Here is a 26,965-nt window from a genome sequence, read left to right on the forward strand (position 1 = left end):
GATCAGTTGAGTTTGGCCAGCACCGCATCCGTAGCGGCGGCGGTACTCACCGCCTGGCCCTTGGCGGCCAGGTCGGCGGTGAACACGCCGTCATCCAGCACCGCATGCACGGCCGCTTCCACCGCCGCGGCTTCGTCTTCCAAGCCCAGCGAATGGCGCAGCAGCATGGCTGCGCTGAAGATCGTCGCGTAGGGATTGGCGATGCCCTTGCCGGCGATGTCCGGCGCCGAACCATGGATCGGTTCGTAGATGCCCACCGCACCCGGCTCGCCCAGCGAGGCCGAGGGCAGCAGGCCCAGTGATCCGGCCAGCATCGAGGCTTCATCGGTGAGGATGTCGCCGAACATGTTCTCGGTCACGATCACGTCGTACTCGCGCGGCTTGGCCAGCAGGTGCATGGCCATCGAATCGACCAGCTGGTGCTCCAGCGCAACATCCGGAAATTCATCGCGGCCGATGCGCGCGGCCACGTCACGCCACAGGCGCGAGGTTTCCAACACGTTGGCCTTGTCCACCGAAGTGACCTTGCCGCGACGCTGCTGTGCCAGGCGGAAGGCGCTGCGCAGCACCCGTTCGATTTCGGCCACGGTGTAGCGGCACAGGTCGCTGGCGCTGTCCGCATCGCGGGTCTTGTCGCCGAAGTAGATGCCACCGGTCAGTTCGCGCACCACCACGAAGTCCACGCCCTGCAGCAGCTCGGCCTTGATCGGCGAGGCGTGCAGTGCGGCTTCATGGGTGCGCACTGGGCGCAGGTTGGCGTACAGGCCCAGTGCCTTGCGGATCGCCAGCAGGCCCTGCTCCGGGCGCACTTTGGCGTTCGGGTCGGACCACTTCGGGCCACCCACGGCACCCAGCAGTACGGCGTTGGCAGCCTGGCAGGCGGCCAGGGTGGTGGCCGGCAGCGGTTCGCCGTGGCGGTCGATGGCGATGCCGCCGATATCGTGCTCGCTGAAAGCGAAGGTGTGGTTGAAGCGTTCGGCGACGGCCTTCAGGACGGCAACCGCGGCAGCGGCCACTTCCGGGCCGATGCCATCACCGGGCAGGACAACAATCTCAGCGTGCATGCTCACTCTCGTAACGTTCGATTTCAGGGACACGGCCCAACAGATACCCCAACTGGTCCACGCCTTCCAGCAGGCAGGTCTGCGAGAAGCCATCCAGCGGGAAGGAATAGACGCGGCCGTCGGGGGTGCGCAGCTCGCGCGCGGCCACGTCGATGGTCAGCACGTCGTCCGGGTGCTGCATCAGCGCCTGCACGTCGGCTTCGTCCAGCACGATCGGCAGCAGGCCGTTCTTCAGCGAATTGCCGCGGAAGATGTCGGCGATCTCGCTGCTGACGATGGCGCGCAGGCCCAGGTCGGTCAGCGCCCACGGCGCATGTTCGCGCGAGGAACCGCAGCCGAAGTTGCGACCCGCCAGCAGGATGCTGCGGCCGGCGTTGTGCGGCTGGTTGAAGGCGAAGTCGGCCACTGGTGAACCGTCGGCCTGCCAGCGCCAGTCATTGAACGCGTTGCGGCCCAGGCCGGCGCGTTCGGTGGTGGACAGGAACCGCGCCGGAATGATCTGGTCGGTGTCGATGTTGGTCTGCGCCAGCACCACGCTGGACGAGGTCAGGGTACGGAAACCGGCCATCACGCCACCTCCTGTGCGAACAGTTCGCGGGTATCGGCCACCTGGCCCTTCACCGCGGCCCACGCCGCGCTCATCGGCGACGCCAGCAGGGTGCGCGAACCGGGGCCCTGGCGGCCCTCGAAGTTGCGGTTGCTGGTGCTCACCGCCAGCTGGCCGGGGGCGACCAGGTCACCGTTCATGGCGATGCACATCGAACAGCCCGGCTCGCGCCATTCGGCACCGGCCGCGCGCACGATCTCATGGATGCCTTCGGCCTCGGCCTGGCGCTTGACGATCTCCGAACCCGGCACCACCAGCATGCGCACGCCGTCGGCCACGTGGCGGCCGCGCAGTACCTGCGCCACTTCGCGCATGTCGCTCAGACGGCCGTTGGTGCAGGAGCCGACGAACACCACGTCCACCGGCGTACCGGCCAGGGCATGGCCGGGCTGGAAGTGCATGTAGTCCAGGCCCTTCTGCGCGGCGGCATCGTTGGCGGCCGGAATCGGCGCGTCCACCGCGATGGCGGTACCCGGGTGGGTGCCCCAGGTCAGGGTGGGGCGGATGTCGGCGGCATCGATGCGCACTTCGCTGTCGAAGCGTGCGCCGTCATCGCTGCGCAGCTGCTGCCAGCGCGCCACGGCGGCATCGAAGTCGGCGCCCTTGGGGCCGCGCGGGGTGTTGGCCACGAAGTCGAAGGTGACCTGGTCCGGGGCCACCATGCCGGCGCGCGCGCCGGCTTCGATGGACATGTTGCACAGGGTCATGCGCTGTTCCATGTCCATCGCTTCGATGGTGCTGCCACGGAACTCGATCACATGGCCGGTGCCACCGTTCACGCCGATCACGCCGATGATGTGCAGGACCACGTCCTTGGCGCCCACGCCCGGCGCCAGCGCGCCGTCGACGGTGATCGCCAAGGTCTTGGCCTTGCGCTGCAGCAGGCACTGGGTGGCCAGCACGTGGCCCACTTCGCTGGTGCCGATGCCGAAGGCCAGCGAGCCGAACGCACCGTGGGTGGAGGTGTGGCTGTCACCGCAGACGATGGTCATGCCCGGCTGGGTGAAGCCCTGTTCCGGCGCGATGACGTGGACGATGCCGCGGTTGTCCGAAGCCATGTCGAACAGCTCGATGCCATGCTCGGCGCAGTTGCGCGCCAGGGTGGCCACCTGCGCTTCGGAGGCGGCGCTGGCATAGGGCAGCTTGCCGTCGGCACCGGCCGGCAGGGTCGGGGTGGAATGGTCCATCGTCGCCTTGGTGCGGTCCGGGCGGCGCGGCGCCAGGCCGCGCGCGCGCAGCTCGGTGAAGGCCTGCGGCGAGGTGACCTCGTGGATCAGGTGCAGGTCGATGTACAGCACGGCGGGGGCGCTGTCGGATTCGGGAACCACCACGTGGGCGTCCCACAGTTTGTCGTACAGGGTGCGGGGTGCGGAAGTCATGCGTATGCCTGGCAGAAGTACGAGATAGCAAACATCAATAAAGGAAGCGGAACGGTCAAGTCAGCGGCGGCGGGCGAGCACGCGCAGGCGCACGTAGTCAGCCAGTGGCTGGCCGGCGGCATTGCGCGGCAGCTCGTCCAGCAGGGCCACTGCGGCCTCGCGCACGGTAGCGCGGGCATCGTCTGGCAGGTCGTCCAGCAGCGGCGCGGCGAACACCCGCAGCCACCCGGCCACGCCGGTCGGCAGCGCGGTGGGACGTGGCGTGGTTTCGATCAGCTGCACCTGGAAGCCATGCTGGCGCAGGCGGTCTGCGTAGGCATCGGCGGTGGGGAAATACCACTGGAACGTGCTGGCGCCGTGGCCATGGGCCACGCGCGCGGCCTGCACTGCGGCGATGATCGTGGCCACGTTGCCATGGCCGCCGAACTCGGCGACGAAGCGGCCGCCGGGGCGCAGGGCGCGGCGGACGCCCTCCAGCACGCGGTCCGGGTTGCCCATCCAATGCAGTGCCGCGTTGCTGAACACTGCAGCGAACTCGGCATTGAAGGTCAGCGCATGGCCATCCATCACCTGGGCATCGACGCCGCGCGCGCGGGCGGCATTGACCAGTTCCGGCGAGGCGTCCACGCCGTGGATGCGTGCGCCGCTCAGGGCCAGTTCGGTGCTGAGTACGCCATCGCCACAGCCCAGGTCGAGGATGCGTTCACCCGCGCGCGGGTCGAGCAGGCGCGCGACCGCACCGCCGAGCAGCGGCACGAAGCCGGCATCGATCGCATAGTCCTGTGCATTCCACTGCTGGCCAGCGGCCGTGGTGGGGGTGTCGAAGGCGCTCATCTGGGATTCCTCAGGCGGTGGCGGCGGTCGGGGTTTCGGTGTTGCTGCTGCTCGCCTGGCGCTGGCGCAGCAGGCGGTTGGCCACATCCAGCCAGGCCAGCGCGGAGGCTTCGATGATGTCCTTGCTGGTGCCGGTACCGTCGTACTCCACGCCTTCGTGGCGCACGCTCAGGTTGGCCTCGCCGCGCGCATCGGCGCCGATGCCGACGCTGTGCACCTGGTAGCTGTCCAGCATCAGCTGCACGCCGGTGGCGGCCGACAGCGCACCGAACAGGGCATCGACCGGGCCATCGCCCTGTGCGGTTTCGGCTACGCGGTTGCCGTCCGGGTCGGACAGTTCAACCAGCGCGTTGGCACGGCTGCCCACGTCGCTGATGGTCATCGACGCCAGGCGGTACCCCTGTGCATTGGAGCCGCCCTGCATCAACGTCTGCAGATCGGCATCGGTGACCACGCGCTGCTGCTCGCACAGGCCCTTGAACTGCTCGAACACCAGCTTCAGCTCGTCTTCTTCCAGCCAGAAGCCCAGCGCACGCAGGCGCGCTTCGACGGCGGCGCGGCCGCTGTGGCGGCCGAGCACCATCTGCGAATCTTCCCAGCCCACGTCTTCCGGGCGCATGATTTCGTAGGTGCCGCGGTGGCGCAGCATGCCGTGCTGGTGGATACCCGATTCATGGGCGAACGCATTGGCGCCCACAATGGCCTTGTTGCGCTGTACCGGCATGCCGACCAGGCGCTGCAGCAGCTGCGAGGTGCCGACGATGCGCGGGGTGTTGATCGCGGTGTCCTGTTCGTAGAATGCCTGGCGCACCTTCAGCGCCATGGTGATCTCTTCCAGCGAGCAGTTGCCGGCGCGCTCGCCGATGCCATTGATCGTGCATTCGACCTGGCGCGCGCCGCCTTCGACGGCAGCCAGCGAGTTGGCCACGGCCAGGCCCAGATCGTTGTGGCAGTGCGCGCTGAAGATCACGTTGGCCGCGTTCGGGACATCGGCCACACCGGCGATCACCTGCTGGAACATCGCGCGGATTTCTTCCGGGGTGGTGAAGCCCACGGTGTCGGGCAGGTTGATGGTGGTGGCACCGGCGGCGATGGCCACCCGCGAGACCTCGATCAGGTAGTCCAGCTCGGTGCGGGTGGCATCCTCGGCCGAGAATTCCACATCGTCGATGTACGAGCGCGCCAGCGTCACGTGCTTGCGCACCGATTCCAGCACCTGCTCGCGGGTCATGCGCAGCTTGTGTTCGCGGTGCAGCGGGCTGGTCGACAGGAACACGTGCAGGCGCGGGTTGGCCGCAGCTTCCAGGGCGCGCGCCGAGGTTTCGATGTCGGCCTGCAGGCAGCGCGACAGCACGGCCAGGGTCAGGCTGGGGCGGCGCAGCTCACGGCCGATCAGGGCCATCGCTTCGCGGTCGGACTGCGAGCTGGCCGGGAAGCCGGTCTCGATGATGTCCACGCCCAGTTCGTCCAGCGCACGCGCCATCACCAGCTTCTGCGGCGGGCTCATGCTGCAGCCGGGGGACTGCTCGCCGTCACGCAGGGTGGTGTCGAAGATGCGGATGCGCGGGGTGGTAATTCGTTCGATGGTGGTCACAGGGAAATCTCCTCGACAGCGGGCGTTGCGGCTTGCAGGTGGGAAGGGGAAGGGGAAGCGGTGGGGACGCTGGCCTTGGCGGGCGAGCGCGGTGGCGTTCGGTTGGCGTCGGTGCGGCGCCTGCGCGGTTTGCGCGGCGGCCGCGGGCGGATGTCGGTGAGCAGGCCGGCCAAGACACCGGCGTCGATGTTGCCGCCGGACACCACCGCACACTTGCGGCGGCCCGCCACGCGGCGCCCGGCGGCCAGCGCCAGCGCACCGGCGCCTTCGGCGATGATGTGTTCTTCCAGCGCCAGCCGCACCAGCGTTTCGCGCAGTTCGGCTTCGCGCACGATCACCACGTCGTCCAGCAGCGAGGTGCACAGGCGGCGGGTCAGGAAGCCGGGAATCTTCACCCGCACGCCGTCGGCCAGCGACGGCACCGGGGCGATCTCGCGCACGTCACCGCTGATCGCACGGGCCATGGAATCCACGCCCTCGACCTGCGCGCCGATCACGCGCACGCCCTGCGATTTCAGCGCCAGCGCCACGCCGGACGCCAGGCCACCGCCGCCGATCGGCACGATCACCACATCCATGGCGTGGGCGGCCAGTTCGATGCCGACCGTGCCCTGGCCGGCAATCACGTCGGCATCATCGAACGCCGACAGGAAGCGGTAGCCATGGCGCTGTGCCAGTTCCACCGCGAATGCGTAGGCCTCGTCATAGCTGTTGCCGTGCTGGCGCACCGTGGCGCCCCAGTGGGCGACGCCGGCGATCTTGGTGGCCGGTGCGCCGTGCGGCATCACGGTGATGGCCGGCACGTCCAGGCGATAGGCGGCCCAGGCCACGCCCTGGGCGTGGTTGCCGGCCGAGGCGCAGATCACCGGGCGGGTGTCGCCGCGTTCGCGGCCGGCCAGCAGCGCGTTCAGCGCGCCACGCACCTTGTAGGAGCCGGTGCGCTGCAGGTTCTCCAGCTTCAGCCAGGTACCGAAACGCTCGGCATGGTGCAGCGGGGTAGGCGGCAGGAAGCGGCGCAGGCGGGCCTGCGCAGCCAGTACGTCGGCAACGCTTACGTCGCCGACATCGCTTTCCTTGCTGGCATCAGCGGCCGGCATGGGCCACCAGCGGGTTGCCGGCATGCGCCGGGCGCGGGCACGGGCGACGAAGAAGACGCCTCCGGGCCGGCACCGTGGTCGCTACGGTACGGGTGTTCATCATGCAGCTCCTTCCACGGGCGTCAGCTGTACCGACACGCAGTCGTAGATCTTTTCCATCTGCCGGCACAGGGTTTCCGGCGGCCGCTGGCCATCGACCACCAGCTGCAGGTGCCAGCGTCCGTCATCGGCGGCCACCGGCGCGCCGCTGATCGCGCGCGGAGCGAAGCCGCGGCGTTCGGCCATGCCGATGACGCGCAGCAGCGCGCCTTCGGCCGGGTGCAGCACCAGGTCAAGCCGGTATTGCATTGGGGGTCTCCTGGCGGGCGTGGGCGGGGTTGCTTTCCAGCATGGTGCTGTTGGCGGTGTTGGGCGGCACCAGCGGCCACACGTTGGCGCGGGCGTCGATGGCCACGTGCAGCAGTGCCGGGCCCGGCTCGGCCAGCAGCGCGGCCAGCCCACCTTCCACGTCGTCGCGGGTATCGATGCGGGTGGCGGCAATGCCGAACACTTTGGCCAGGGCCACGAAGTCCGGGTTGTCGGACAGGTCGATCTCGCTGTAGCGCTCGGCGAAGAACAGTTCCTGCCACTGCCGCACCATGCCCAGCGAACTGTTGTCCAGCAGCACGATCTTCACCGGCAGGCGGCAACGGGCGATGGTGGCCAGTTCCTGCACGTTCATCATGAAGCTGCCATCGCCGGACACCAGCACCACGGTGCGCTCGGGGCAGGCGAACTGTGCGCCCATCGCCGCCGGCAGGCCGAAGCCCATGGTGCCCAGCGCGCCACTGGTCAGGTGGTTGCGGGGGTGGTTGAAGCGGCAGTGCTGGGCAACCCACATCTGGTGCTGGCCGACATCGCAGGCGATGACCGCATCGGCCGGCGCCACTTCGCTCAGGCGCTTCAGCAGCGCCGGGGCATAGATATGCTGGCCCGGTGCGTCGTAGCGTGCGGCGAAGCGATCACGGTGCTGGGCACAGCGCTTGCGCCATGCGTCCTGGTGGGCCTGGGGGGAGGGGAAGGCCGCACGCAGGGCGCGGATGGCATGGCCGACATTGCCCGGCACCGCGACATCGGCGCTGCGCAGCTTGGAGATCTCGTAGGCGTCGGCGTCGATGTGGACCACGCGAGCGAACGGGGCGAACTCGGCCAGCTTGCCGGTGGCACGGTCATCGAAGCGCGCGCCCAGCACCAGCAGCAGGTCGCTTTCCTGCACCGCCATGTTCGCCGCGCGGGTGCCGTGCATGCCCAGCATGCCCAGTGACTGCGGGTGCTGCGGCGGCAGCGCGCCCAGGCCACGCAGGGTCATCACGGTGGGAATGGCGCTGGCCTCGACGAAGTCGCGCAGGTCCTGCACGGCATCGCCCAGGGCAATGCCACCACCGGCATAGACCACCGGCTTTTCGGCCGCGGCCAGCGCAGCAATGGCCTCGGCGATGGCCGCGTCGGCCGGCGCCGGCGGCGGTTCGACGCTGCTCGGCACATGCACCGGCAGATGGCTGGCATCGGCCAGCTGCACGTCCTTGGGCAGGTCGATCAGCACCGGGCCGGGGCGGCCCTCGCGGGCGATGCGGAAGGCATCGGCCACCACGCGCGGCAGGTCATCGACGCTGCGCACCAGCCAGCTGTGCTTGACGATGGGCAGGGTCAGGCCGAACACATCCAGTTCCTGGAAGGCATCGGTGCCCAGCAGTGGGGTGCCGACCTGGCCGGTGATGCAGACCATGGGCACCGAATCCAGCATGGCATCGGCAATGCCGGTGACCAGGTTCGAGGCGCCTGGGCCGGAGGTGGCAACGCAGACGCCCACCTGGCCGCTGGCGCGGGCGAAGCCATTGGCCGCCAGCGCCGCACCCTGCTCGTGGCGCACCAGGATGTGCTTCAGCGACGAATCCACCAGCGCGTCGTAGAACGGCATGATGGTGCCGCCGGGATACCCGAACAGCGTGCGGACACCCTCGGCCTCCAGCGCCTGGGTCAGCCAGCGCGCGCCGTTGGGCGGCGCGCTGCGGTGTGTGGAAGAGTTCATGGGGGAACCTTGCAAAGCGGGTGGGGGAGGGCCGCGTGGTTACGCGGCCTGTCCTTGCAACCAGACCATCTTGGCGCGCAGTTCCTTGCCCACCTTCTCGATCGGGTGCTCCAGGTCGGCCTGCTTGAACTTGTTGTAGTTCGGCAGGCCCGCTTCGTACTCGGCCACCCAGTTCTTGGTGAAGGTGCCGTCCTGGATGTCCTTCAGGACCTCCTTCATGCGCTCCTTGGTGCCGGCGTCGATCACCCGCGGGCCGCTGACGTAGTCACCGTACTGGGCGGTCTCGGAGATGAATTCCAGCATGCGCGAGATGCCGCCTTCGTAGAACAGGTCGACGATCAGCTTCAGTTCGTGCAGCACTTCGTAGTAGGCGATTTCCGGCTGGTAACCGGCTTCCACCAGGGTCTCGAAGCCGGCCTGCACCAGTGCCGAGGCACCGCCACACAGCACGGCCTGTTCGCCGAACAGATCGGTTTCGGTCTCTTCCTTGAACGTGGTCTGGATCAGATTGGCGCGGGCGCCGCCCAGACCGCCGGCATAGGCCAGCGCAAACTCGGCGGCCTTGCCGCTCTTGTCCTGGTAGACCGCCCAGATGCACGGCACGCCACGGCCGATCTCGTACTCGCGGCGCACCAGCGCACCCGGGCCCTTGGGCGCGACCAGCACCACGTCCAGGTCCTCGCGCGGCTTGATCATGTCGAAGTGAACGTTCAGGCCGTGCGCGAACAACAGCACCGCACCCTGTTTCATGTTCGGCGCCAGCACGTCGTCGTAGAGCTTCTTCTGCACCATGTCCGGGGTCAGCACGGCCACGAGGTCGGCATCCTTCACTGCGCCGGCTGGCGATTTCACGGTGAAGCCGTCGGCCTGTGCCTTGACCTCGGTCGGGCCGCCGGGACGCAGGCCTACCACCACGTCGAAACCGGATTCGCGCAGGTTCAGTGCGTGGGCGCGGCCCTGGCTGCCGTAGCCGATGACGGCGATCTTGGTCTGGGGCAGGTCGTTGGTGCTCATGGGGGAGGTTCCTTGCGGTGGGAAGAAAAAAGACGGCCGGCAGTCGAAGCGACGTACCGGCCGGTCAGGGGAAAACGGTGGGGGAGGTGCCGCCCATCGCGCAGGCACAGCCACCACGGGGCGTAGTGGGCATGCAGGTTCGGGTTTTGCGGAAGGCGGTGGTCATGGTGGTTGCGTCTGAAACCAGGTCTTGAAATGAAAAAACCCGCACCGGGGCGGGTGCGGGTCTTTGAAGAGTTCCGGTGTAGTTGCTGCTTACACGCTGGCTCGTCCCGCACCTGTTGGTTGGGTAATAAGTACGAGCACAAGAATCGAACGCAGCGATGCGGCGCCGGTGTCGGCGGCTTCGATGTGGGTTCGCAGTGGCGTGGTGTGGTGCAACATGTGATCGAGAGAAACATGTGCGATTCGGCGGTGTCAACCCTGGCAGCAGATATTTTTTTGGTTTCCGTCGCATCCGGCGCAATCGCTTGCGGCAAAAGGATGGTTGCCGCTGAAAGTGTTTCGGTGAACCCGAATTCACTCTTTTCGGCGGGCTTTTTGCGCGGGAATGAAGGGCTTTCACCGCTGTGCTCGCCGGGCACGGCCCGGCGCTACCGGATCTCGTGCAGGTAGCGCCGGGCCATGCCCGGCGGATTGCGGCCGCCTTCCATGACCTCTGCCCGATACCGCGTGCAGGCTGCAGCGGCGAAGATCGGGGCACCACCCTTCCATCGGAACCCGACCGTGTCCCGAAGTCTTGCCCGTTCCCTGCTGGCCGCCGCCGTACTGGCTGCCGTACCCACGCTGTCCTCCGCCGCCGACCGCATCACCGGCCAGACCTTCGCCACCCGCTCGGAGGTGATCGCCCCCCACGCCATGGCTGCCACCTCGCAGCCGCTGGCCACCCAGGTCGCGCTGGATGTGATGAAGGCCGGCGGTTCGGCCGTCGACGCCGCCATCGCCGCCAACGCCGCACTGGGCCTGATGGAACCCACCGGCAACGGCATCGGCGGTGACCTGTTCGCCATCGTCTGGGACCCGAAGACGCAGAAGCTCTACGGCTACAACGGCTCGGGTCGTTCGCCGAAGTCGCTGACCCTGGCCGAATTCCAGCGCCGCGGCCTGAAGGAGATCCCTGCCACCGGCCCGTTGCCGGTATCCGTACCGGGTGCCGTGGATGGCTGGTTCGCCCTGCACGAGCGTTTCGGCCGCAAGCCGATGGCTGACAACCTGGCCCCGGCCATCCGCTACGCCCGCGAAGGGCACCCGGTGGCTGAAGTGATCGCCTACTACTGGGACCGCTCGGTGCCCAAGCTCTCCAAGTACCCTGGCTTCAGCGAACAGTTCACGATCAACGGCCATGCCCCGCGCAAGGGCGAAATGTGGAAGAACCCGAACCTGGCCAACACCCTGCAGCAGATCGCAGAGGGTGGCCGCGATGCCTTCTACAAGGGCGCCATCGCCCACACCATCGGCGACTACTTCAGGGCCAACGGCGGCTACCTGAGCTACCAGGACATGGCCGACCACCACGGCGAATGGGTCGAGCCGGTCAGCAGCAATTACCGTGGCTACGACGTGTGGGAGCTGCCGCCGAACAGCCAGGGCATCGCCGCGCTGCAGATCCTCAACGTGCTGGAAGGCTACGACTTCTCGAAGATTCCATTCGGCTCACCCGAGCACGTGCACCTGTTCGTGGAAGCCAAGAAGCTGGCCTTCGCCGACCGTGCGCGCTTCTATGCCGACATGGCCTTCCAGCCGGCACCGGTGCAGAAGCTGATTTCCAAGGAATACGCCGCCCAGCGCCGCGCGCTGATCTCGATGGACAAGGCGCTGAAGGAAGTGCAGCCGGGCACACCCAGGCAGCTGGAGGAGGGCGATACGATCTACATGACCGTGGCCGACGCCGACGGCATGATGGTGTCGTTGATCCAGTCCAATTACCGCGGCATGGGCAGCGGCATGGCACCCCCCGGCCTGGGCTTCATCCTGCAGGACCGTGGCGAGATGTTCGTGCTGCAGAAGAACCATCCCAACGGCTACGCACCGGGCAAGCGCCCCTTCCAGACCATCATCCCGGCCTTCATCACCAAGGGCGGCAAGCCCTACGCCAGCTTCGGCGTGATGGGCGGCGCGATGCAGCCGCAAGGCCACGCGCAGATCGTGATGAACCTGGTGGACTTCGGCATGAACCTGCAGGAAGCCGGTGACGCGCCGCGCATCCAGCACGAGGGCTCGACCGAGCCGACCGGCCAGGCCACGGCGATGCGTGACGGTGGCGAAGTGAATCTTGAGACCGGCTTCCCGTACGCGACGGTGCGTGCGCTGATGCGCAAGGGGCATCGCATCGTGTTCGCCGATGGCCCGTATGGTGGCTACCAGGCGATCCTGCGCGATCCGGACACGGGCGTGTATTACGGCGCGTCGGAGAGTCGCAAGGATGGGCAGGCGGCGGGGTACTGAATTTTCTGGCCAACGGGCTGAGCCCCCTCTGCGGTGGGGTTCATCGAAGCGGGATCGTGTGATTGGGCCGGGCGGGTGGGTTGGTCGGGGGACGCCGCAAGTACGTCCCTGTAGGCTTGTCAGCCGCATCCATGCGGCTGGCACCCCCGCCCAACCCACCCGCCCGGCCCCTGACAGTTTCCGTGGCCGCCACCGCAGGAAAAGAAAAAGAAGAGCAAGAGCAAAGGCAGCCACAGCCGCGCGCTTTGGGTGGGGTCGGATCCGTTTTCCGCAGGAAAACGGATCCGACCCCATCATGTTTACCGATACACCTCATCCACGCAAAGCGTGGAAAACCAACCGTCGCGGGAATCTGTCGGGGGTGGGGCGGTGTGGGTGGGCAGGACCGCAGGCGCCATGGATGGCGCCTACGAGCCCCCAAGGATGGGTTTACGGCGTGTCCTGCCCACCCACACCGCCCCGCCCAACCAGCAGCAATCCATAGCTGCGCTTGCTTCTGCCGTTGCCGTTGCATTGAGCAGGTGCAGGGCTGCAAGCCCTGCAAAAACACCCTTAACCCTGATCCTGCGCCCGCGCCGCCTCCACCTGCGTCTCCTCCTGCGCCGCCATCTCCCGCGCAATCCACGCATCGATCATGTGCCGCTGGCGCTGCGCCTGCCGCCGCTCCCGCGTGTACTCCTGGTCCAGCACCCGGTACAGCGACACCATCACCAGCACCATCAACAACGCGAACGGCAACGCTGCGATCGTGATCATGCCCTGCAGTGCATCCAGGCCACCGGCCAGCAGCAACGCACCGGCAATCAATGCAATGCCCACGCCCCAGGCCAGCTTGCGCTTCAACGGCGGATCGCCCGCTTCGTCGGTGGACATGCTGGCCAGCACCAGCACCGCCGAATCGGCCGAGGTCACGAAGAAGATCATCAGCAGCACCAGCGCGATGCTCGACAGCAGCAGCGGTAGCGGCATGCTGTCGAACAGGGTGAACAGCACCGTCTCGTAGCCGTTGCCCAGCGCCTGCACCAGATCGGCGTGGCCGAAAATCTGCGTCCAGATGGCGGTGCCGCCGAATACCGAGAACCAGAAGAAGCCCAGCAGCGTCGGCGCCAGCACCACGCCCACCACGAATTCACGCACGCTGCGGCCACGCGAGATCCGGGCGATGAACGAGCCCACGAACGGTGCCCAGGAAATCCACCAGGCCCAGTAGAAGATGGTCCAGTCAGCCACCCAGGTGCTGGACGAAAACGGTGACATGCGCAGGCTCATCGTCACCAGCTGGTTCAGATACGAGCCCAGCGTGGTGGTGAAGGTGTTGAAGATCGCGCCGGTCGGGCCCAGCACCAGCACCATGGCCAGCAGCAGCGCGGCCAGCGCCAGGTTGAAATTGGACAACCACTTGATGCCGCGGTCCACGCCACTGAGCGTGGAGGCCATGTACAGCACGAAGGCCACCGCGATAATGGTCAGCTGCAGTGGGATGCCCGCGTGCAGGCCGAAGATGCGTTCCACGCCGGCGCCGATCTGGATGGTGCCAAAGCCCAGCGTGGTTGCGACACCGATGGCGGTCGCCACCACGGCGGCGATGTTGACCACCTTGCCGATCCAGCCGCGATGGTGGCGGCCGATGATCGGCTGCAGCATGTCGCTGACCAGGCCACGGCCGTTGCGGTTGAACTGGAACCAGGCCATCGCCAGGCCGATCAGGGCATAGATCGCCCACGGGTGCAGGCCCCAATGGAAGAAGGCATAGCGCATCGAAGCGCGCGCGGCTTCCATGCTTTCCGGTGCCAGGCCTTCCGGTGGCTTGCTGAAATGCGAGATGGGCTCGGCTGCGCCCCAGAACACCAGGCCGATGCCCATGCCGGCGGCGAACAGCATCGACATCCAGCTGGCGCGCGAGAATTCCGGTTCGGCGTCTTCGCCGCCGATGCGCAGGTTGCCGAAGCGGCCGAAAGCCAGGTACATCAGGAACACCAGTGCGAGGAACACCACCAGCAGATAAAGCCAGCCGATGCCGCGGATGAGTTCGCCGAGGATGCTCTGCACGACGCTGTTGAAGGGGCCAGGTGCGACACCGGCGAGCAGCACCAGCAGCAGGACCAGTGCGATGGAAACGCGAAACACCATGAAGGAGCTTCTCCGATCAAGGGATTGAGGGGAGCGAGCCAGAGCTTGCAGCGAGGGCCGCGCATGCGGCACCGCATCACGTTACTGAACGGAATGTCATCGTTCCGTTAACGAAGGGCACTCTGTGCTCTAATGCGCGGCAAGAAGCGGGGGTACCGCGGCCTGGTGGCTGCGGTTGAGATAGTCCCTTGGAACCTGATCCGGCTCATACCGGCGTAGGGAAGCTTTGCAGTGCTGCCGTGCCCGGACTCCGCCCAAGGACCGTCCGGGCGCGGTGCGCAATGCGCCGCCGCTTCGTCCCTGACCTTCCTGGACGATGCCCGATGAACGCACAGCTTTCCGCCCTGCAGCAACAGGCCCAGCAACTTTCCGAGTCCGTCACCCGGCCGATTCCCGGGTCGCGCAAGATCCATGTGCCCGGTTCGCGGCCGGATCTGCGCGTGCCCATGCGCGAGATCGCGCTGAGCCGCACGCCGGCCCTGTTCGGTGGCGGGGAGAACGCGCCGGTCACCGTGTATGACACCTCGGGCCCATACACCGATCCGGACGTGCGCATCGACCTGTCCACCGGCCTGGCCGCGCTGCGCCGCGGCTGGGTGGACGAACGCGGTGATACCGAGCAGCTCGAGGGGTTGAGCTCATCCTTCGGCCGCGACCGCGAAATCGATCCGAAGCTCGACGCGGTGCGCTTCCCCGCGCGCAGCCTGCCGCGGCGTGCGCGCGCCGGTGCCAACGTCACCCAGATGCACTACGCACGGCGCGGCATCATCACCCCGGAAATGGAGTTCGTTGCCATCCGCGAGAACCAGCGGCTGGAAGCCATCCGCGATGCCGCGCTGCTGCGGCAGCATCCGGGCGAGGCCTTCGGTGCATCCATCCAGACGATCATTACCCCGGAATTCGTGCGCGATGAAATCGCGCGCGGGCGTGCAGTGCTGCCCAACAACATCAACCATCCCGAAAGCGAGCCGATGATCATCGGCCGCAATTTCCTCACCAAGATCAATGCCAACATCGGCAACAGCGCGGTGTCCTCGGGCATTGCCGAGGAAGTGGAGAAGCTGGTGTGGGCGATCCGCTGGGGCGGCGACACGGTGATGGACCTGTCCACCGGCAAGCACATCCACGAAACCCGCGAGTGGATCATCCGCAATTCGCCGGTGGCGATCGGCACCGTGCCGATCTACCAGGCGCTGGAAAAGGTCGATGGCCGCGCCGAAGCGCTGACCTGGGAGATCTTCCGCGACACCCTCATCGAACAGGCCGAGCAGGGCGTGGACTACTTCACCATCCACGCTGGCGTGCTGCTGCGCTACGTGCCGCTCACCGCCAAGCGGGTGACCGGCATCGTCAGCCGCGGTGGTTCGATCATGGCCAAGTGGTGCCTGGCCCATCGCAAGGAAAACTTCCTCTACACGCACTTCGAAGACATCTGCGAGATCATGAAGGCCTACGACGTGACGTTTTCGCTGGGCGATGGCCTGCGCCCCGGCTGCATTGCCGATGCCAACGATGCGGCGCAGTTCGGTGAACTGGAAACACTGGGCGAGTTGACGAAGATCGCATGGAAGCACGATGTGCAGACCATGATCGAAGGCCCTGGCCATGTGCCGATGCAGTTGATCAAGGAAAACATGGACAAGCAGCTGCGCGAGTGCGGCGAGGCGCCGTTCTACACGCTGGGGCCGCTCACCACCGACATCGCGCCGGGCTACGACCACATCACCAGCGCGATCGGTGCGGCGATGATCGGTTGGTTCGGCACGGCCATGCTCTGCTACGTAACGCCGAAGGAGCACCTCGGCCTGCCCAACCGGCAGGACGTGCGCGACGGCATCATGGCCTACCGCATCGCTGCGCATGCGGCCGACCTGGCCAAGGGCCATCCCGGCGCGCAGGTGCGCGACAACGCACTGAGCAAGGCGCGTTTCGAGTTCCGTTGGGAAGACCAGTTCCACCTGGGGCTGGACCCGGAGAAGGCCAAGGCGTTCCACGACGAGACCTTGCCGAAGGATGCGCACAAGCAGGCGCACTTCTGTTCCATGTGTGGCCCGAACTTCTGCTCGATGAAGATCACCCAGGACGTGCGTGACTACGCCGAGGCAGGTTGGCAGCGGTAGCGCCGGGCCATGCCCGGCGAGCGCAGCGGTCTGTGGAAACCGCCGGGCATGGCCCGGCACTACCACCACGCATCGACGCCACACCCGCTATCCTCGCCGCATCGCCCAGGGGAAAGGACGCCATGCCCGTTGCCATCACCACCCGTTGGCTGGCCATCGCCCGCCGCCATCCGTCGGCCTGGCTGCTGGGCGCGCAGCTGCTGGCAGTGCTGTTGTACCCGGCACTGGATGACACGGCGGGTGGGCGTGCTGCGCTTGGGGTGTTCGGCATGGCGGTACTGGGGCTGGCGCTATGGGTGGTGCAGCGCAGCCCGCTGGGCACCTGGCTGGCCCTGGTGTTGGCCATTCCGGCGGTGGTGTTTTCCACCGCGGGCGCGCTGCTGGAGCGGCCGGCCTTGGGGACCACCGCGCAGCTGCTGGAAAGCCTGCTGTACTTCTATACGGCAGGTGCGCTGATCGCCTACATGCTGCAGGACCACAAGGTCACCCGCGATGAACTGTTCGCGGCCGGCGCGACATTCACATTGCTGGCGTGGGCATTCGCATTCACATTTGCGGTCTGCCAGCAGTGGTATCCGGGCAGTTTCCAGGGCAGCGGCGAAGGCCCGCAGCGCACCTGGATGGAACTGCTTTATCTGAGCTTCAGCTTGCTGTCCGGGGTCGGGCTTAGTGATGTGGTGCCGCTGCACCCGCAGGCACGCGCACTGGTAATGCTGGAGCAGTTTTCCGGGGTGATGTACGTCGCATTGGTGGTGTCGCGACTGGTCGGATTGACCATGATCCGGCGGCTTTGAAAATGAACGCCAGATAAAAATTTCGCGCCCAACGGGGCGCGAATGGTGATGCTGATTATGTGAATGCGTCGGCGAGAGAGAGCCTGATGTCGACCACGCATAGGCGAGGTAACCTGCATAGGCTAGTATTCGTTCGCTTCGTTTTTTTTGCGGTATGCGCCGATGCTTTGTGCGGAATCTGGCTTCTTGCTGTGCCAGGGACGGAATCGTGTCGATGGCGAACAGTGTCCGCGACCTGTTTCAACCCTCTAGCGACAGATGATCAGCAGCGAAACCCAGCCGCCTGAAGCCGATCGCATCCGGATCGGCGAATGCACCGTGACCTTGTCCTCCCGCGAGGTCGAAGTCGTGGGTGCGCGCCGACCGCGGCGGCTTACGCCGAAGGCGCTGGGCGTGCTGCGGGTGCTGGTGCGGCAACCTGGCCGCGTGGTCACCCGCGAGGAACTGTTCGCCGAAGTGTGGCCGGACACGCTGCCCACCAACGACGTGCTGACCCAGGCCGTGACGCAGCTGCGCAAGGCGTTCAGCAACGACGAGGACAACGGCCAGGCCTATATCGAGACCATCGCCAAGACCGGCTACCGGTTGCTCGTGCCGGTGCAGGTGCTGGCCGAGCCGGTGCCCGAGGCGGGCGAGGGCACGACGCCACCCGATGTCGTCACGGCTGATGAGCCTGGGCTGCCGCCGCCGGCCGCCGCGCCCACGCCTGCGCGCCGCCGCTGGCGCTATTGGCGCCGCCGCCTGCTGTTGCTGCTGGGCGTGGTGATGCTGATCGCCCTGCTGGTGCTGACCGTGTTGTTGCTGCGCCGCCCGGTGCCGGCAAGTTCACCGGTGGATGCGGCCGTGGAGAACGGCACGCGGGTGATCGGCAGCCCCGAGCGCCCGTACCGCCTGATTACCGCGACTGCGGGCTTTGAGACCTATCCCACGCTGTCGCCCGATGGATCGCAGGTGGCCTACGAAGGCGCCAACGAAGACGGCAAGGGCGGCAGCGCGATCAAGGTGCAGACCTCGGGCAACGCACCGGCGCGGCAGCTGCTGTCGCCGCCGGAAGGGGCCAATGATCGTTTCCCGAACTGGTCGCCGGATGGCCGCGAGATCGCGTTCGCCCGTTTCGGCGCGGCGGGCAGCTGCCAGGTGCTGATCGCCAGTGCCACCGGTGGCGCGCTGCGCCAGGCCACGCGCTGCGACGGCACCGAACTGCTCAGCTTCGACTGGACCCCCGATGGCCGCGGCCTGGTGTTCGGCAGCATGGTGGGTCGCTACGCCCACCGCGGCATCCGCGTGCTGGACCTGGCCACCGGCCAGTGGCGCGCGATCGAGTACGCGGTGGACGAAGACGATTTCGATTACGCCCCACGCTATTCGCCCGATGGCCGTTGGCTGGTGTTCGTGCGCAACCCGCAGCTGGGCGACCTGTGGCGGGTGCCGGCCACGGGCGGCACGCCTGAGCAGTTGACCAACGAAGCGGCCGAACTGCGCGGCTGGGCCTGGATCGGCGACGGTCGGCACATCGTGTTCGGCCGCCGCGTGGACAGCGAAGCACGCCTTTACTATCTGGACGTGGCACGCCGCACGCTGCGCGACGCCGGCCTGGATGATGCGCAGTGGCCGGCGGTCTCGCGGCGCGGTGACATGCTCGCCTTCGTCCATCGCCGGGCGCAGTTCGGCGTGTTCAGAATGCCTGCTGGCGGCGGTGGTGAGCGCCTGTTCGCCTCCAGTGGTCGCGACGGGCAGCCGATGGTCGCGCCCGACGGCCACCAGCTCGTATTCAGTTCGGATCGCTCCGGCAGCTTCAACCTGTGGTGGGCCGACATGCAGCGGCCGGATTCGCTGCGGCCGATCGAGGGCCTGCGCCCCGAGGCGCGGCAGGCGCCGGACTGGTCCACCGACAGCCGCCAAGTGCTGGTGGTGGGCCGCGACGAGCATGGCGAGGCGGTGGTCTATGAAATAGCCCCGCGCGATGAGCGCCTGCAACGGCTGCCAGTCCCGGTCGAGCAACCGCTGCAGGCCCTGTATGGCGCCACCCCGGAACAGGTGCTGGTGCTCGAGCGTGATGCTGAACAGCACACCCGCTTGAGCCTGTTCGACCGCAGTACCCAGCCCTGGCGGCGCCTGGCCAGCGTGGAAGGTGTATCCCAGGCCCGCTTCGACCGCAGCAACGGCCGGGTGCTGTACACGCGCCTGGCGGCGGGCGGCCTGTGGTCGATCGACGCCGGCCTGAATGCGACCAGCGTGCAGCAGATCAGTGAGGACCGGCCCAGCCGCTGGCGTTACCGCACCTGGACGGTAGCTGCCAATGGCAGCATCGACTATCTGGGCAGCACAACGGCCTGCGCCACCACCCTGGTCCGTCTGCATGCCGGCCAGGAAGAACCGGAGCGCTGCCTGGACGCCCAGCGGCTGAGCGCAAGCAACGGATTGAGCGTCAGTGCCGACGGAAAAGAACTGTATCTGGCCCTGGCCGTAAGCGACGGTGCCGACATCGGCGTCATGCGCCTGCCCGAACAGTCGCCCGCGCTGTTTCCGGCCTTCGGCAAGTTGCTGTTCTTGAACGAAAAAGGTCCTTCGTAACTTCTTCGTGTCGATCTCGTCGCGAATTCGTGGCGATCTCGTCTGTCTTTCCTGACGCGGAACCGCCTGATTGGGCAAAACGGAGGCCTGTACTTGGCAAATCCGTGGTGCCCCCATGCGTCAACTCTCCCTGGCCGATCGCGGCCAAACCGTCTCCCTCGACAAGGCCATCGACGATGTCGCGCCGACCTGCCTGGGCGTGGCCCGGCTCGGTAGCCTGCAGACCGCTGGCACCAGCTTCACTGTCTGGATGCAGGTGCGGGGCACTTCGTGGGTGGAGGCTAAGGAAGGCCGGTTCCGGCTGCGCCAGGGTGAGTGGATCGCGTTCGAGAAGGAGTCGCGCCCGCTGGTGCAGGCCGGTCGCAACGGCCTCTGCGTGGGCCTGAACCTGAACGCCGAAGCGCTGCGTGCCCTGACCGAGATGGCCGACTGCGGCCTGTACGCTGGCCGTGGCCTGATGAACCGTGCCGATGCGCGTGTCGGCCTGCGCCTGTGGCGTGACGCCCTGGCCAGCGGCCAGCCGGCGCAGGCGCTGCGTCCGTTGCTGCTGCACCTGGCAGGCCTGCAGCGCGGCCTGGCCGACAACGTGCAGCGTTGCCCGGGCCGCTCGCGCAGCCGCAAGCGCCAGGTGTTCGGCCGCATGCAGCGGGCCCGCCTGTACCTGGAAGGCAACAGCCACCGCGTGGTGCGCATCGGTGAACTGGCCGAACTGACCAACTTCTCCAGCTGGTACCTGTCCAAGACCTTCCAGAGCCTGTACGAGGAAAGCCCGCAGTCGCTTTCGGCACGATTGCGCCTGGAGCGCGCGGCCGATCTGCTGCGCGATACCGACATGATGGTGGGTGAAGTGGCTGCAGCGAGCGGCTTCGACAACTGCTGCAGTTTCGCGCGTGCCTTCCGCGCCCGCTATGGCCAGTCCGCATCGCGCTTCCGCGAGAACGCCGGGCTGCTGCCGCCACACTCTGCAAAGTCTCCGGTTGTGTCGCGCAAATACAGCGGTGCAACGCAATCGTAACGTGCTACGGCGTTTTAACACGCTACTAACACGTACCTTGGAGAGATTGATGAACGTTCGCAACCCCGCCCTCCGGCTGGGCCTGCTGCCGGCCGGTATCGCGCTTGCGCTGACCCCGGCCTTTGCTTCCGCGCAGGAAGCTACTGCTGCCACCACCCTCGATCGTCTGGAAGTCACCGGCTCGCGCATCCGCTCGGTGGACGTGGAAACCTCTCAGCCGGTCCTGACCCTGAGCCACGAGGAAATCCAGCGTTCGGGTCTGGTCAGCGTGGGCGACCTGCTGCAGAACCTGTCCGTTGCCGGCACCCAGACCTTCAGCAAGGCGGCCGTGCTGGCCTCCAACCCGGAGCAGGGCGGCCAGTACGTCAGTCTCTACAACCTGGGTGAACAGCGCACCCTGGTGCTGGTCAACGGCAAGCGTTGGAGCACCAGCCTGGCTGGCTTCACCGACATGTCGACCATCCCGACCTCGCTGATCGACCGCGTGGAAGTCCTGAAGGACGGCGCCTCGGCCATCTACGGTTCCGACGCCATCTCCGGCGTGGTCAACATCATCCTGCGCAAGAACTTCGAAGGCGCTGAAGCCAGCGTCTACTACGGCCAGAACAGCCGTGGCGACGGTGCCAAGACCCAGTACAGCCTGACCCTGGGCTCGACCGGCGAGCATTCCTCGATCGTGTTCGGCGCCAACTACACCAAGGAAGATCCGGTGTGGGCGAAGGACCGTGCCCTGACCCGTTACACCTACGGCCAGAACCACAAGGAAGACGGCCTGAGCCCGGCCGGTCCGTGGGGTCGCTTCACCGATCCGCGCGCTGCCGGTACCCCGGGCGCAGGCGCGTACAACGAAGATGGTGATTGGGAAGCCAACACCTGGGTGATCAACCACACCGGTTCGTGGAACACCCCGGTGGGCGTTGGCCAGGCGTCCAACAACATGGACAACTACCACCCGATCAACACCGACGACTACTACAACGCCTCGCAGCAGATGATGCTGAACCAGGGTGGCGAGCAGAAGTCGATGTTCACCTCGGCCAGCTACGACATCAACGACAACCTGCGTCTGAAGTCGACCGCGATGTACTCCGAGCGCGATTCCAAGCGCCAGATCGCCGGCTACCCGCTGACCGGTACCTCGCAGCCGACCTTCCCGGTCGTGATCAGCAAGGACAGCGTCTACAACCCGATGGGCAACTGGGCCAACCCGGGTGCCGGTGTTGATCTGGCCAGCTGGGGCCGTCGTATCTTCGAACTGCCGCGCGTCACCGAGAACAACGTGAAGTCGCTGCACTTCGATGCGGCCCTGGAAGGCAACTTCGACTTCAACAACCGTCCGTTCGACTGGGATGTGGGCATCAACTACAACCAGTACGACGTCACCCAGACCAGCACCGGCAACATCAACCTGCTGGCGCTGAAGAGTGCGCTGGGCCCGTCGTTCATCAACAGCAGCGGTGTTGCCCAGTGCGGCACGGCCGCCAACCCGATCGACCTGGGCGTCGGCCCGGGCCGTTGCACGCCGTTCGACGTGCTGGGCGGCGCCAGCGCCGCGACCCCGGGTGCGCTGAACTACCTCAACACCCTGCTGAACTCGACCGGCCAGAGCAAGAGCAAGCAGTACTTCGCCAACATCACCGGTTCGCTGTTCGACATGCCGGGCGACGCGGGCGAGTTCGCCTTCGCTGCTGGCTATGAGCACCGTGAAGTGTCCGGCTACGACCATCCGGACGCACTGTCGGCCGCTGGTTACACCACCGACCTGGCCGCACAGCCGACCGAAGGCAAGTACACCACCAACGAGTTCTACCTGGAACTGATGGTGCCGCTGCTGCGTGACATGCCGGGTGCCAAGGAACTGTCGCTGGATGTCGCCAGCCGTTACTCGGATTACGACAAGTTCGGCAACACGATCAACAGCAAGTTCAGCGTGACCTGGAAGCCGATCGACGACCTGCTGGTGCGTGCCACCTACGGCGAAGGCTTCCGTGCCCCGACCCTGAGCGACACCTTCGGTGGCGGCTCGCAGACCTTCGACACCTTCACCGATCCGTGTGATGCCGTGTTCGGCCAGCGCAGCAACGGCGCTGTCGCTGCCCGCTGTGCGGCTGAAGGCCTGTCGCCGGGCTTCCGCCAGACCGACGCCGCTGGCCGTCCGGTCACTGCGCGTGACGTGCAGGGCAACGCCCCGTTCCAGTCGGGCGTCGGCAACGACAGCCTGCAGCCGGAAACCAGCAAGACCCGCACTGCGGGCCTGGTCTGGAGCCCGAGCTTCGTCAGCGGCCTGAACGTTTCGCTGGACTGGTACAAGATCACCGTCGACAACGTGATCACCGCGGTCAACGCGAACTACGTGCTGAACCAGTGCTACCAGAATGGCGTCGACCAGTTCTGCGGCCAGTACGGCCGTGACGCTGTCACCGGCCAGGTCAACAGCCTGAGCCGCGGCAACGCGAACCTGGGCTCGCTGGAAACCGAAGGCTACAACTTCGGCGTCCGTTACCGCCTGCCGGAATACAGCTTCGGCACCCTGTCGTTCAACCTGGACACCAACTACCTGTCCAGCTTCCGCCAGCAGGCCACCCAGGGTGCTGCGTGGGATGACTACGCAGGCTACTGGAACTACCCGCGCGTCCGCGGCACGCTGACCACCAGCTGGACCAAGGGTGACCTGTCGGCCAACTGGAGCATGCGCTACTACGGCGGCTTCCGTGACTTCTGCTATGACCAGAAGGCCGGCCTTGAGTGCAACCAGCCGAACTACCAGACCGAGAATGGCGGCTGGAGCGGTGGCCTGGGTGCCAACAAGAAGGGCGCGATCGTCTATCACGACATCTCCGCCACCTGGCAGGCCCCGTGGAACGGCAGCGTGACCGTCGGTGCCCGCAACGTGTTCGGCAAGACCCCGCCGATCACCTACGCGGTGACCAACGCCAGCGCTGTGCAGCTCGACCCGATGCTGGACTACGACCGTTACCTGTTCGTGCAGTACAACCAGCGCTTCTGATCCATCGAAGCCTGGACGCAACACAAGGAGGGCGGGCCGCAAGGCCCGCCCTCTTTCTTTACCGGTTGCCGCCGGGCATGAAAAAAGGACAGGCCCTGCGGCCTGTCCTTTTTCGTTGCAGATGCTGCGCGCCGAAGCCGCGCGGCTCAGGCCTCGGTCGGCACCAGGCCCATCAGGCTGTTGGCGTGTTCGCGCCATTGCGGCAGCTTGTTCAACACGCCCGCGCGCTGCAGGTAGTCCTCGTCCACCGGATCGCCGTTGACCAAGGCCAGGGCCACGTGCACCGCACCGGTCACCCAGAAGCTGCGCGTGTTGGCGCGCTGCGGCTGCAGGTGGAAGGCCACCGCTTCGATGATCGGCATCGGCAGGCCCCACAGGCCCAGCAGGTAGGCACCGGCTTCGGCATGGCCAGGGCGCGGGTCGCCGGCCAGTGCCGGTTCGCTGCGTTCGTTGCGCACACCCGGCAGCAGCAGGCCGATATCGGCCAGCAGGGCCGCCGTTGCACCCAGTTCGGCACTGGACTCGGGCAGCAGGCGTGCAGCCAGGCGCGAGGCCATCAGTGCGCGCTGCTGCAGCGAATTGCGCTCGGCGCCGGACAACGGCGGTGCGGAAAACACTTCGCTGGCCAGCACCAGGTCGCGCAGCGTGGCCAGGCCCAGGCGGGTCACCGCGGTGCGCAGGTCGGCAATGGTGCGGCCCTGGCTGAAGAAGGCCGAATTGGACAGCTGCAGCACCTTGGCGGCGATCGCCGGATCGGCGGCCACCAGCTTGGCCACGTCGGCGCTGTCGGTATCGTCATCGTGTTCCAGCGCCTGGGTCAGGCTCAGGTACAGATGCGGCGGCGAAGGCAGCTTCTCGATGCGGCCGATGGCATCGCGCAGGCGCGGGCTGTCCAGCACTTCGCGCAGCTCTTCCAGGCTGGTCAGTGCTTCCAGCAGCACTTCCGGTGCCAGCGGCAGCGGCAGGAAACGGTGGGCCACGCCGATCAGGCGCGCCGGCGGCGGCCGGTTGCCATGCTGGGCATCGACCAGCGCGATGCGGATGGTTTCCGGCCGCAGCGTGCGGATCTGCCCAAGCAACGTGGTTGCATTCAGATCAGGCAGCTGCGGGCAGACGATCACCGCATCCACGCCCTGCGCGGCCACCGCGGACATCGCGGTCTGGCCATCCACGGCGGTGATCGGTTGCCAGTCTTCCCCAAGATCGGCAATGAATTCGGTCAGCTCAGCCGGCAGGCTGACTGCATCCCCAACGAGCAGAATACGCACGACACATTCCCCTGGCTGTCTCGACGGCGGACGTCGACGACGTGTGAAGTGACGCAATTTACCTAATACGGCGCCAACAGTGATGGGCCGCAGTCATGAAACGTGACCCGCATCGCTCCGGCGGGGTACCACCGGAGCGATCCGGTTCAGGCTCAGGCCTTGCTGTCGAGATGGCGCTGGTGCGCCTCGATCAGGATCTGCTTGGCCTCGGCCGCGCCACCCCAACCATCCAGCTTGACCCACTTGCCCTTTTCCAGGTCCTTGTAGTGCTCGAAGAAGTGGCCGATGCGCTCCAGCCAGTGGCTGGACACCTGGGCGATGTCTTCCACGTGGGCGTAACCGCTGAAGATCTTCGACACCGGCACGGCCAGGATCTTTTCGTCGCTGCCCGCTTCATCGCTCATCTTCAGCACGCCGACCGGACGGCAGCGCACCACCGAACCCGGGACCAGCGGCAGCGGCAGGACCACCAGCACGTCGGCCGGGTCGCCATCGCCACACAGGGTGCTGGGCACGTAGCCGTAGTTGCACGGGTAGCGCATCGGGGTCGACAGGATGCGGTCGACGAAAATCGCGCCGGTTTCCTTGTCCACTTCGTACTTCACCGGCTCCGAGTCCTTCGGGATCTCGATGATGACGTTGATTTCTTCCGGCGGGTTCTTGCCGGGCGAGACGAGTTCCAGACCCATGGTGTGCTCCAGGTGGGGGTGTAGACGGATAGCCCGTCATTTTATGCCTTTGGCGGGCGCTGTGCAGGGGAGGGCGCCTGACCGGCCGTTGCGGGAAGTGGAGACGGGGCCGGGCGGGGTTTCCCGATGGGCCCCGCAGCGCTGCTGGCGCAGGCTGGAGGTCCATCACCACGGAGCCGCACCATGAACCACCGACACCGCATCCGCCTTGCTGCTTCGGCCCTGCTGCTGGGTCTGGCCGCGCAGGCGCAGGCTTCGCCCGCCTATGTCGATCTGGTCGATTACCCGTACAAAGAGGCCAACTGGGACCGTTTCTACGCCCTGGAAGGGCGCCTGCAGCTCGGGTTCGACGCCATCTGTGGCGATACCTTCTGCGAGGGCGAGTACAGCGACATCCGCGCTTTGCGCCTGCGCTGCTCGGTGGATGCCGTGAGCGGCACCGTCCAGGAGTGCCTGTGGGCCTTTGCCGCCAGCGATATGCGCGTGTCGGGCAGCGATGGCAAGGTGGTGGCCCGGCAGCCAACCTGGCTGTGCGGCTTGCCGCTGGCGGCGGGGACCACGGTCGAGGCCTTCCACGCGGCCCTGGCCGCGCACGATCCCCTGCACGATCCGCTGCCGGGCACCGGCACCAGCGTCTATGACGGGCTGACCGGGTGCATCCACTGATGCGAACGTGACGGATTCTCATTTACGGAGTAGCATGCGCGCCGCCCCCCGTACGTCCCGTCCCGCGCATGCCCTCCAATGCCGCCACCCTCACCGAACTGCTGATCCGCGAGCGACCGGCCCTGCTGCGCCGCGTGCAGCGCATCCTGGGCGGTGACAGTGGTGCCGAGGACGTGATCCAGGCGGTCTGGTTCAAGGCGCGCGGCGTCGATAACCAGCAGAGCATCGACAATCCGCGGGCCTACCTGTACCGGCTGGCGATCAACCTGGCCACCGATCACGGGCGCGAATCGACGCGCCGCAACCGCCTGTTGGCCGAGCACTACCTGTGGGAACAGGAGGACGAGGTATCCACCGAGGAGCAGGTGATGGCCCAGGACGAACTGCAGCGCGTGCTGGACGCCGCCGGCCACCTGCCCGAGCCGACGCGCACCATCTTCCGTCTCAACCGCCTGCAGGGCCTGACCCAGGCCGAGATCGCACGGCGCCTGGGCGTGTCGGTCACCACCGTGGAAAACCATGTGCGCAACGCCCTGAGCCGCCTGGCCTGGGCCCGCGAAGGCCGATGAGCGACCGCCCTTGGGGCCGGCCGCCGCACGA

Annotated in this window: 21 protein-coding genes and 1 riboswitch; of the genes, 9 read left to right on the forward strand and 12 right to left on the reverse strand. The window is 66.8% G+C overall.

Features of this window, described 5'->3' with window-relative positions; all coding sequences use genetic code 11:
- Window positions 1-2 precede the first annotated feature (2 nt).
- The 9 genes from leuB to ilvC all read right to left on the reverse strand — a co-directional run bounded on the left by leuB (window position 3) and on the right by ilvC (window position 9,657).
- Window positions 3-1,064: a 3-isopropylmalate dehydrogenase gene (leuB, locus tag ACM2ZB_RS19030; RefSeq protein WP_416056588.1), complete on the reverse strand. Its 1,062-nt coding sequence runs from the start codon at window positions 1,062-1,064 to the stop codon at window positions 3-5.
- Window positions 1,054-1,632, reverse strand: coding sequence for a 3-isopropylmalate dehydratase small subunit (leuD, locus tag ACM2ZB_RS19035; protein ID WP_416056589.1), 579 nt, complete (start codon window positions 1,630-1,632; stop codon window positions 1,054-1,056). The genes leuB and leuD overlap by 11 nt, the downstream gene beginning before the upstream one ends.
- Window positions 1,632-3,050: a 3-isopropylmalate dehydratase large subunit gene (leuC, locus tag ACM2ZB_RS19040; protein WP_416056590.1), complete on the reverse strand. Its 1,419-nt coding sequence runs from the start codon at window positions 3,048-3,050 to the stop codon at window positions 1,632-1,634. The genes leuD and leuC overlap by 1 nt, the downstream gene beginning before the upstream one ends.
- Before the next feature lie 60 nt (window positions 3,051-3,110).
- On the reverse strand, window positions 3,111-3,884 hold the full coding sequence (locus tag ACM2ZB_RS19045) for a class I SAM-dependent methyltransferase (RefSeq protein ID WP_416056591.1): 774 nt from the start codon (window positions 3,882-3,884) through the stop codon (window positions 3,111-3,113).
- Between the two features lie 10 nt (window positions 3,885-3,894).
- A complete protein-coding gene (locus ACM2ZB_RS19050; RefSeq protein ID WP_416056592.1) occupies window positions 3,895-5,478 on the reverse strand; it encodes a 2-isopropylmalate synthase in 1,584 nt (527 codons plus the stop codon).
- Window positions 5,475-6,575: a threonine dehydratase gene (locus ACM2ZB_RS19055; protein WP_416056593.1), complete on the reverse strand. Its 1,101-nt coding sequence runs from the start codon at window positions 6,573-6,575 to the stop codon at window positions 5,475-5,477. Before ACM2ZB_RS19055 ends, ACM2ZB_RS19050 begins: the two co-directional genes overlap by 4 nt.
- 99 nt (window positions 6,576-6,674) lie before the next feature.
- Complete coding sequence (locus ACM2ZB_RS19060) at window positions 6,675-6,923, reverse strand: ACT domain-containing protein (RefSeq protein WP_079223152.1); 249 nt, start codon at window positions 6,921-6,923, stop codon at window positions 6,675-6,677.
- A complete protein-coding gene (ilvG, locus tag ACM2ZB_RS19065) occupies window positions 6,907-8,643 on the reverse strand; it encodes an acetolactate synthase 2 catalytic subunit (protein ID WP_416056594.1) in 1,737 nt (578 codons plus the stop codon). Before ilvG ends, ACM2ZB_RS19060 begins: the two co-directional genes overlap by 17 nt.
- 39 nt (window positions 8,644-8,682) lie before the next feature.
- Window positions 8,683-9,657 (reverse strand): ketol-acid reductoisomerase, encoded by a 975-nt coding sequence (ilvC, locus tag ACM2ZB_RS19070; RefSeq protein WP_416056595.1) that lies wholly within the window; start codon window positions 9,655-9,657, stop codon window positions 8,683-8,685.
- A gap of 285 nt (window positions 9,658-9,942) precedes the next feature.
- On the opposite strand from ilvC, the gene ACM2ZB_RS19075 reads away from it, so the two are divergent.
- Together ACM2ZB_RS19075 and ggt are read left to right on the forward strand one after the other, a co-directional pair.
- Window positions 9,943-10,272 carry a hypothetical protein gene (locus ACM2ZB_RS19075; protein ID WP_416056596.1) on the forward strand — a complete coding sequence of 110 codons (330 nt, stop codon included), beginning with the start codon at window positions 9,943-9,945 and terminating at the stop codon, window positions 10,270-10,272.
- 111 nt (window positions 10,273-10,383) lie between these two features.
- Window positions 10,384-12,102, forward strand: a complete 1,719-nt coding sequence (ggt, locus tag ACM2ZB_RS19080; RefSeq protein WP_416056597.1) for a gamma-glutamyltransferase — start codon at window positions 10,384-10,386, stop codon at window positions 12,100-12,102.
- Window positions 12,103-12,654: 552 nt separating this feature from the next.
- Here ggt and ACM2ZB_RS19085 read toward each other — a convergent pair.
- A complete protein-coding gene (locus tag ACM2ZB_RS19085; protein WP_313441514.1) occupies window positions 12,655-14,232 on the reverse strand; it encodes a BCCT family transporter in 1,578 nt (525 codons plus the stop codon).
- A 138-nt stretch (window positions 14,233-14,370) separates the two neighbouring features.
- Window positions 14,371-14,472, forward strand: a riboswitch (TPP riboswitch).
- An 83-nt stretch (window positions 14,473-14,555) separates the two neighbouring features.
- Between ACM2ZB_RS19085 and thiC the strand changes: the two genes are divergently transcribed.
- From thiC to ACM2ZB_RS19110, 5 genes are all read left to right on the forward strand, one after another.
- The gene (gene thiC, locus ACM2ZB_RS19090; protein ID WP_416056598.1) at window positions 14,556-16,352 is read left to right on the forward strand and encodes a phosphomethylpyrimidine synthase ThiC; all 1,797 of its coding nucleotides are present in this window, start codon (window positions 14,556-14,558) and stop codon (window positions 16,350-16,352) included.
- A gap of 122 nt (window positions 16,353-16,474) precedes the next feature.
- Window positions 16,475-17,146, forward strand: coding sequence for an ion channel (locus tag ACM2ZB_RS19095; protein ID WP_416056599.1), 672 nt, complete (start codon window positions 16,475-16,477; stop codon window positions 17,144-17,146).
- Between the two features lie 258 nt (window positions 17,147-17,404).
- Window positions 17,405-19,720 (forward strand): winged helix-turn-helix domain-containing protein, encoded by a 2,316-nt coding sequence (locus ACM2ZB_RS19100; RefSeq protein ID WP_416056600.1) that lies wholly within the window; start codon window positions 17,405-17,407, stop codon window positions 19,718-19,720.
- A 115-nt stretch (window positions 19,721-19,835) separates the two neighbouring features.
- Entirely contained in the window at window positions 19,836-20,735 is a 900-nt protein-coding gene (locus ACM2ZB_RS19105; protein ID WP_416056601.1) for a helix-turn-helix transcriptional regulator, read from the forward strand.
- Between the two features lie 49 nt (window positions 20,736-20,784).
- A complete protein-coding gene (locus ACM2ZB_RS19110; protein ID WP_416056602.1) occupies window positions 20,785-23,742 on the forward strand; it encodes a TonB-dependent receptor plug domain-containing protein in 2,958 nt (985 codons plus the stop codon).
- A gap of 146 nt (window positions 23,743-23,888) precedes the next feature.
- On the opposite strand, the gene ACM2ZB_RS19115 is transcribed toward ACM2ZB_RS19110, so the two are convergent.
- A complete protein-coding gene (locus tag ACM2ZB_RS19115) occupies window positions 23,889-25,010 on the reverse strand; it encodes an HDOD domain-containing protein (RefSeq protein WP_313441501.1) in 1,122 nt (373 codons plus the stop codon).
- 152 nt (window positions 25,011-25,162) lie between these two features.
- Window positions 25,163-25,699, reverse strand: a complete 537-nt coding sequence (gene ppa, locus ACM2ZB_RS19120; RefSeq protein ID WP_005410935.1) for an inorganic diphosphatase — start codon at window positions 25,697-25,699, stop codon at window positions 25,163-25,165.
- Window positions 25,700-25,882: 183 nt separating this feature from the next.
- Between ppa and ACM2ZB_RS19125 the strand changes: the two genes are divergently transcribed.
- Together ACM2ZB_RS19125 and ACM2ZB_RS19130 are read left to right on the forward strand one after the other, a co-directional pair.
- Window positions 25,883-26,365: a hypothetical protein gene (locus tag ACM2ZB_RS19125; RefSeq protein WP_416056603.1), complete on the forward strand. Its 483-nt coding sequence runs from the start codon at window positions 25,883-25,885 to the stop codon at window positions 26,363-26,365.
- Window positions 26,366-26,433: 68 nt separating this feature from the next.
- Window positions 26,434-26,934 (forward strand): RNA polymerase sigma factor, encoded by a 501-nt coding sequence (locus ACM2ZB_RS19130; RefSeq protein WP_313441624.1) that lies wholly within the window; start codon window positions 26,434-26,436, stop codon window positions 26,932-26,934.
- Window positions 26,935-26,965: the final 31 nt, after the last annotated feature.

The sequence above is a fragment of the Stenotrophomonas maltophilia genome (assembly GCF_047782825.1).
Classification (GTDB): Bacteria; Pseudomonadota; Gammaproteobacteria; order Xanthomonadales; family Xanthomonadaceae; genus Stenotrophomonas.

Bases quoted from the DNA above. Each gene is read 5' to 3' on its own strand.
- leuB (WP_416056588.1), bottom strand. From the start codon at position 1,064: ATGCACGCTGAGATTGTTGTCCTGCCCGGTGATGGCATCGGCCCGGAA.
- leuD (WP_416056589.1), bottom strand. From the start codon at position 1,632: ATGGCCGGTTTCCGTACCCTGACCTCGTCCAGCGTGGTGCTGGCGCAG.
- leuC (WP_416056590.1), bottom strand. From the start codon at position 3,050: ATGACTTCCGCACCCCGCACCCTGTACGACAAACTGTGGGACGCCCAC.
- ACM2ZB_RS19045 (WP_416056591.1), bottom strand. From the start codon at position 3,884: ATGAGCGCCTTCGACACCCCCACCACGGCCGCTGGCCAGCAGTGGAAT.
- ACM2ZB_RS19055 (WP_416056593.1), bottom strand. From the start codon at position 6,575: ATGCCGGCCGCTGATGCCAGCAAGGAAAGCGATGTCGGCGACGTAAGC.
- ACM2ZB_RS19060 (WP_079223152.1), bottom strand. From the start codon at position 6,923: ATGCAATACCGGCTTGACCTGGTGCTGCACCCGGCCGAAGGCGCGCTG.
- ilvG (WP_416056594.1), bottom strand. From the start codon at position 8,643: ATGAACTCTTCCACACACCGCAGCGCGCCGCCCAACGGCGCGCGCTGG.
- ilvC (WP_416056595.1), bottom strand. From the start codon at position 9,657: ATGAGCACCAACGACCTGCCCCAGACCAAGATCGCCGTCATCGGCTAC.
- ACM2ZB_RS19085 (WP_313441514.1), bottom strand. From the start codon at position 14,232: ATGGTGTTTCGCGTTTCCATCGCACTGGTCCTGCTGCTGGTGCTGCTC.
- thiC (WP_416056598.1), top strand. From the start codon at position 14,556: ATGAACGCACAGCTTTCCGCCCTGCAGCAACAGGCCCAGCAACTTTCC.
- ACM2ZB_RS19095 (WP_416056599.1), top strand. From the start codon at position 16,475: ATGCCCGTTGCCATCACCACCCGTTGGCTGGCCATCGCCCGCCGCCAT.
- ACM2ZB_RS19100 (WP_416056600.1), top strand. From the start codon at position 17,405: ATGATCAGCAGCGAAACCCAGCCGCCTGAAGCCGATCGCATCCGGATC.
- ACM2ZB_RS19105 (WP_416056601.1), top strand. From the start codon at position 19,836: ATGCGTCAACTCTCCCTGGCCGATCGCGGCCAAACCGTCTCCCTCGAC.
- ACM2ZB_RS19110 (WP_416056602.1), top strand. From the start codon at position 20,785: ATGAACGTTCGCAACCCCGCCCTCCGGCTGGGCCTGCTGCCGGCCGGT.
- ppa (WP_005410935.1), bottom strand. From the start codon at position 25,699: ATGGGTCTGGAACTCGTCTCGCCCGGCAAGAACCCGCCGGAAGAAATC.
- ACM2ZB_RS19125 (WP_416056603.1), top strand. From the start codon at position 25,883: ATGAACCACCGACACCGCATCCGCCTTGCTGCTTCGGCCCTGCTGCTG.
- ACM2ZB_RS19130 (WP_313441624.1), top strand. From the start codon at position 26,434: ATGCCCTCCAATGCCGCCACCCTCACCGAACTGCTGATCCGCGAGCGA.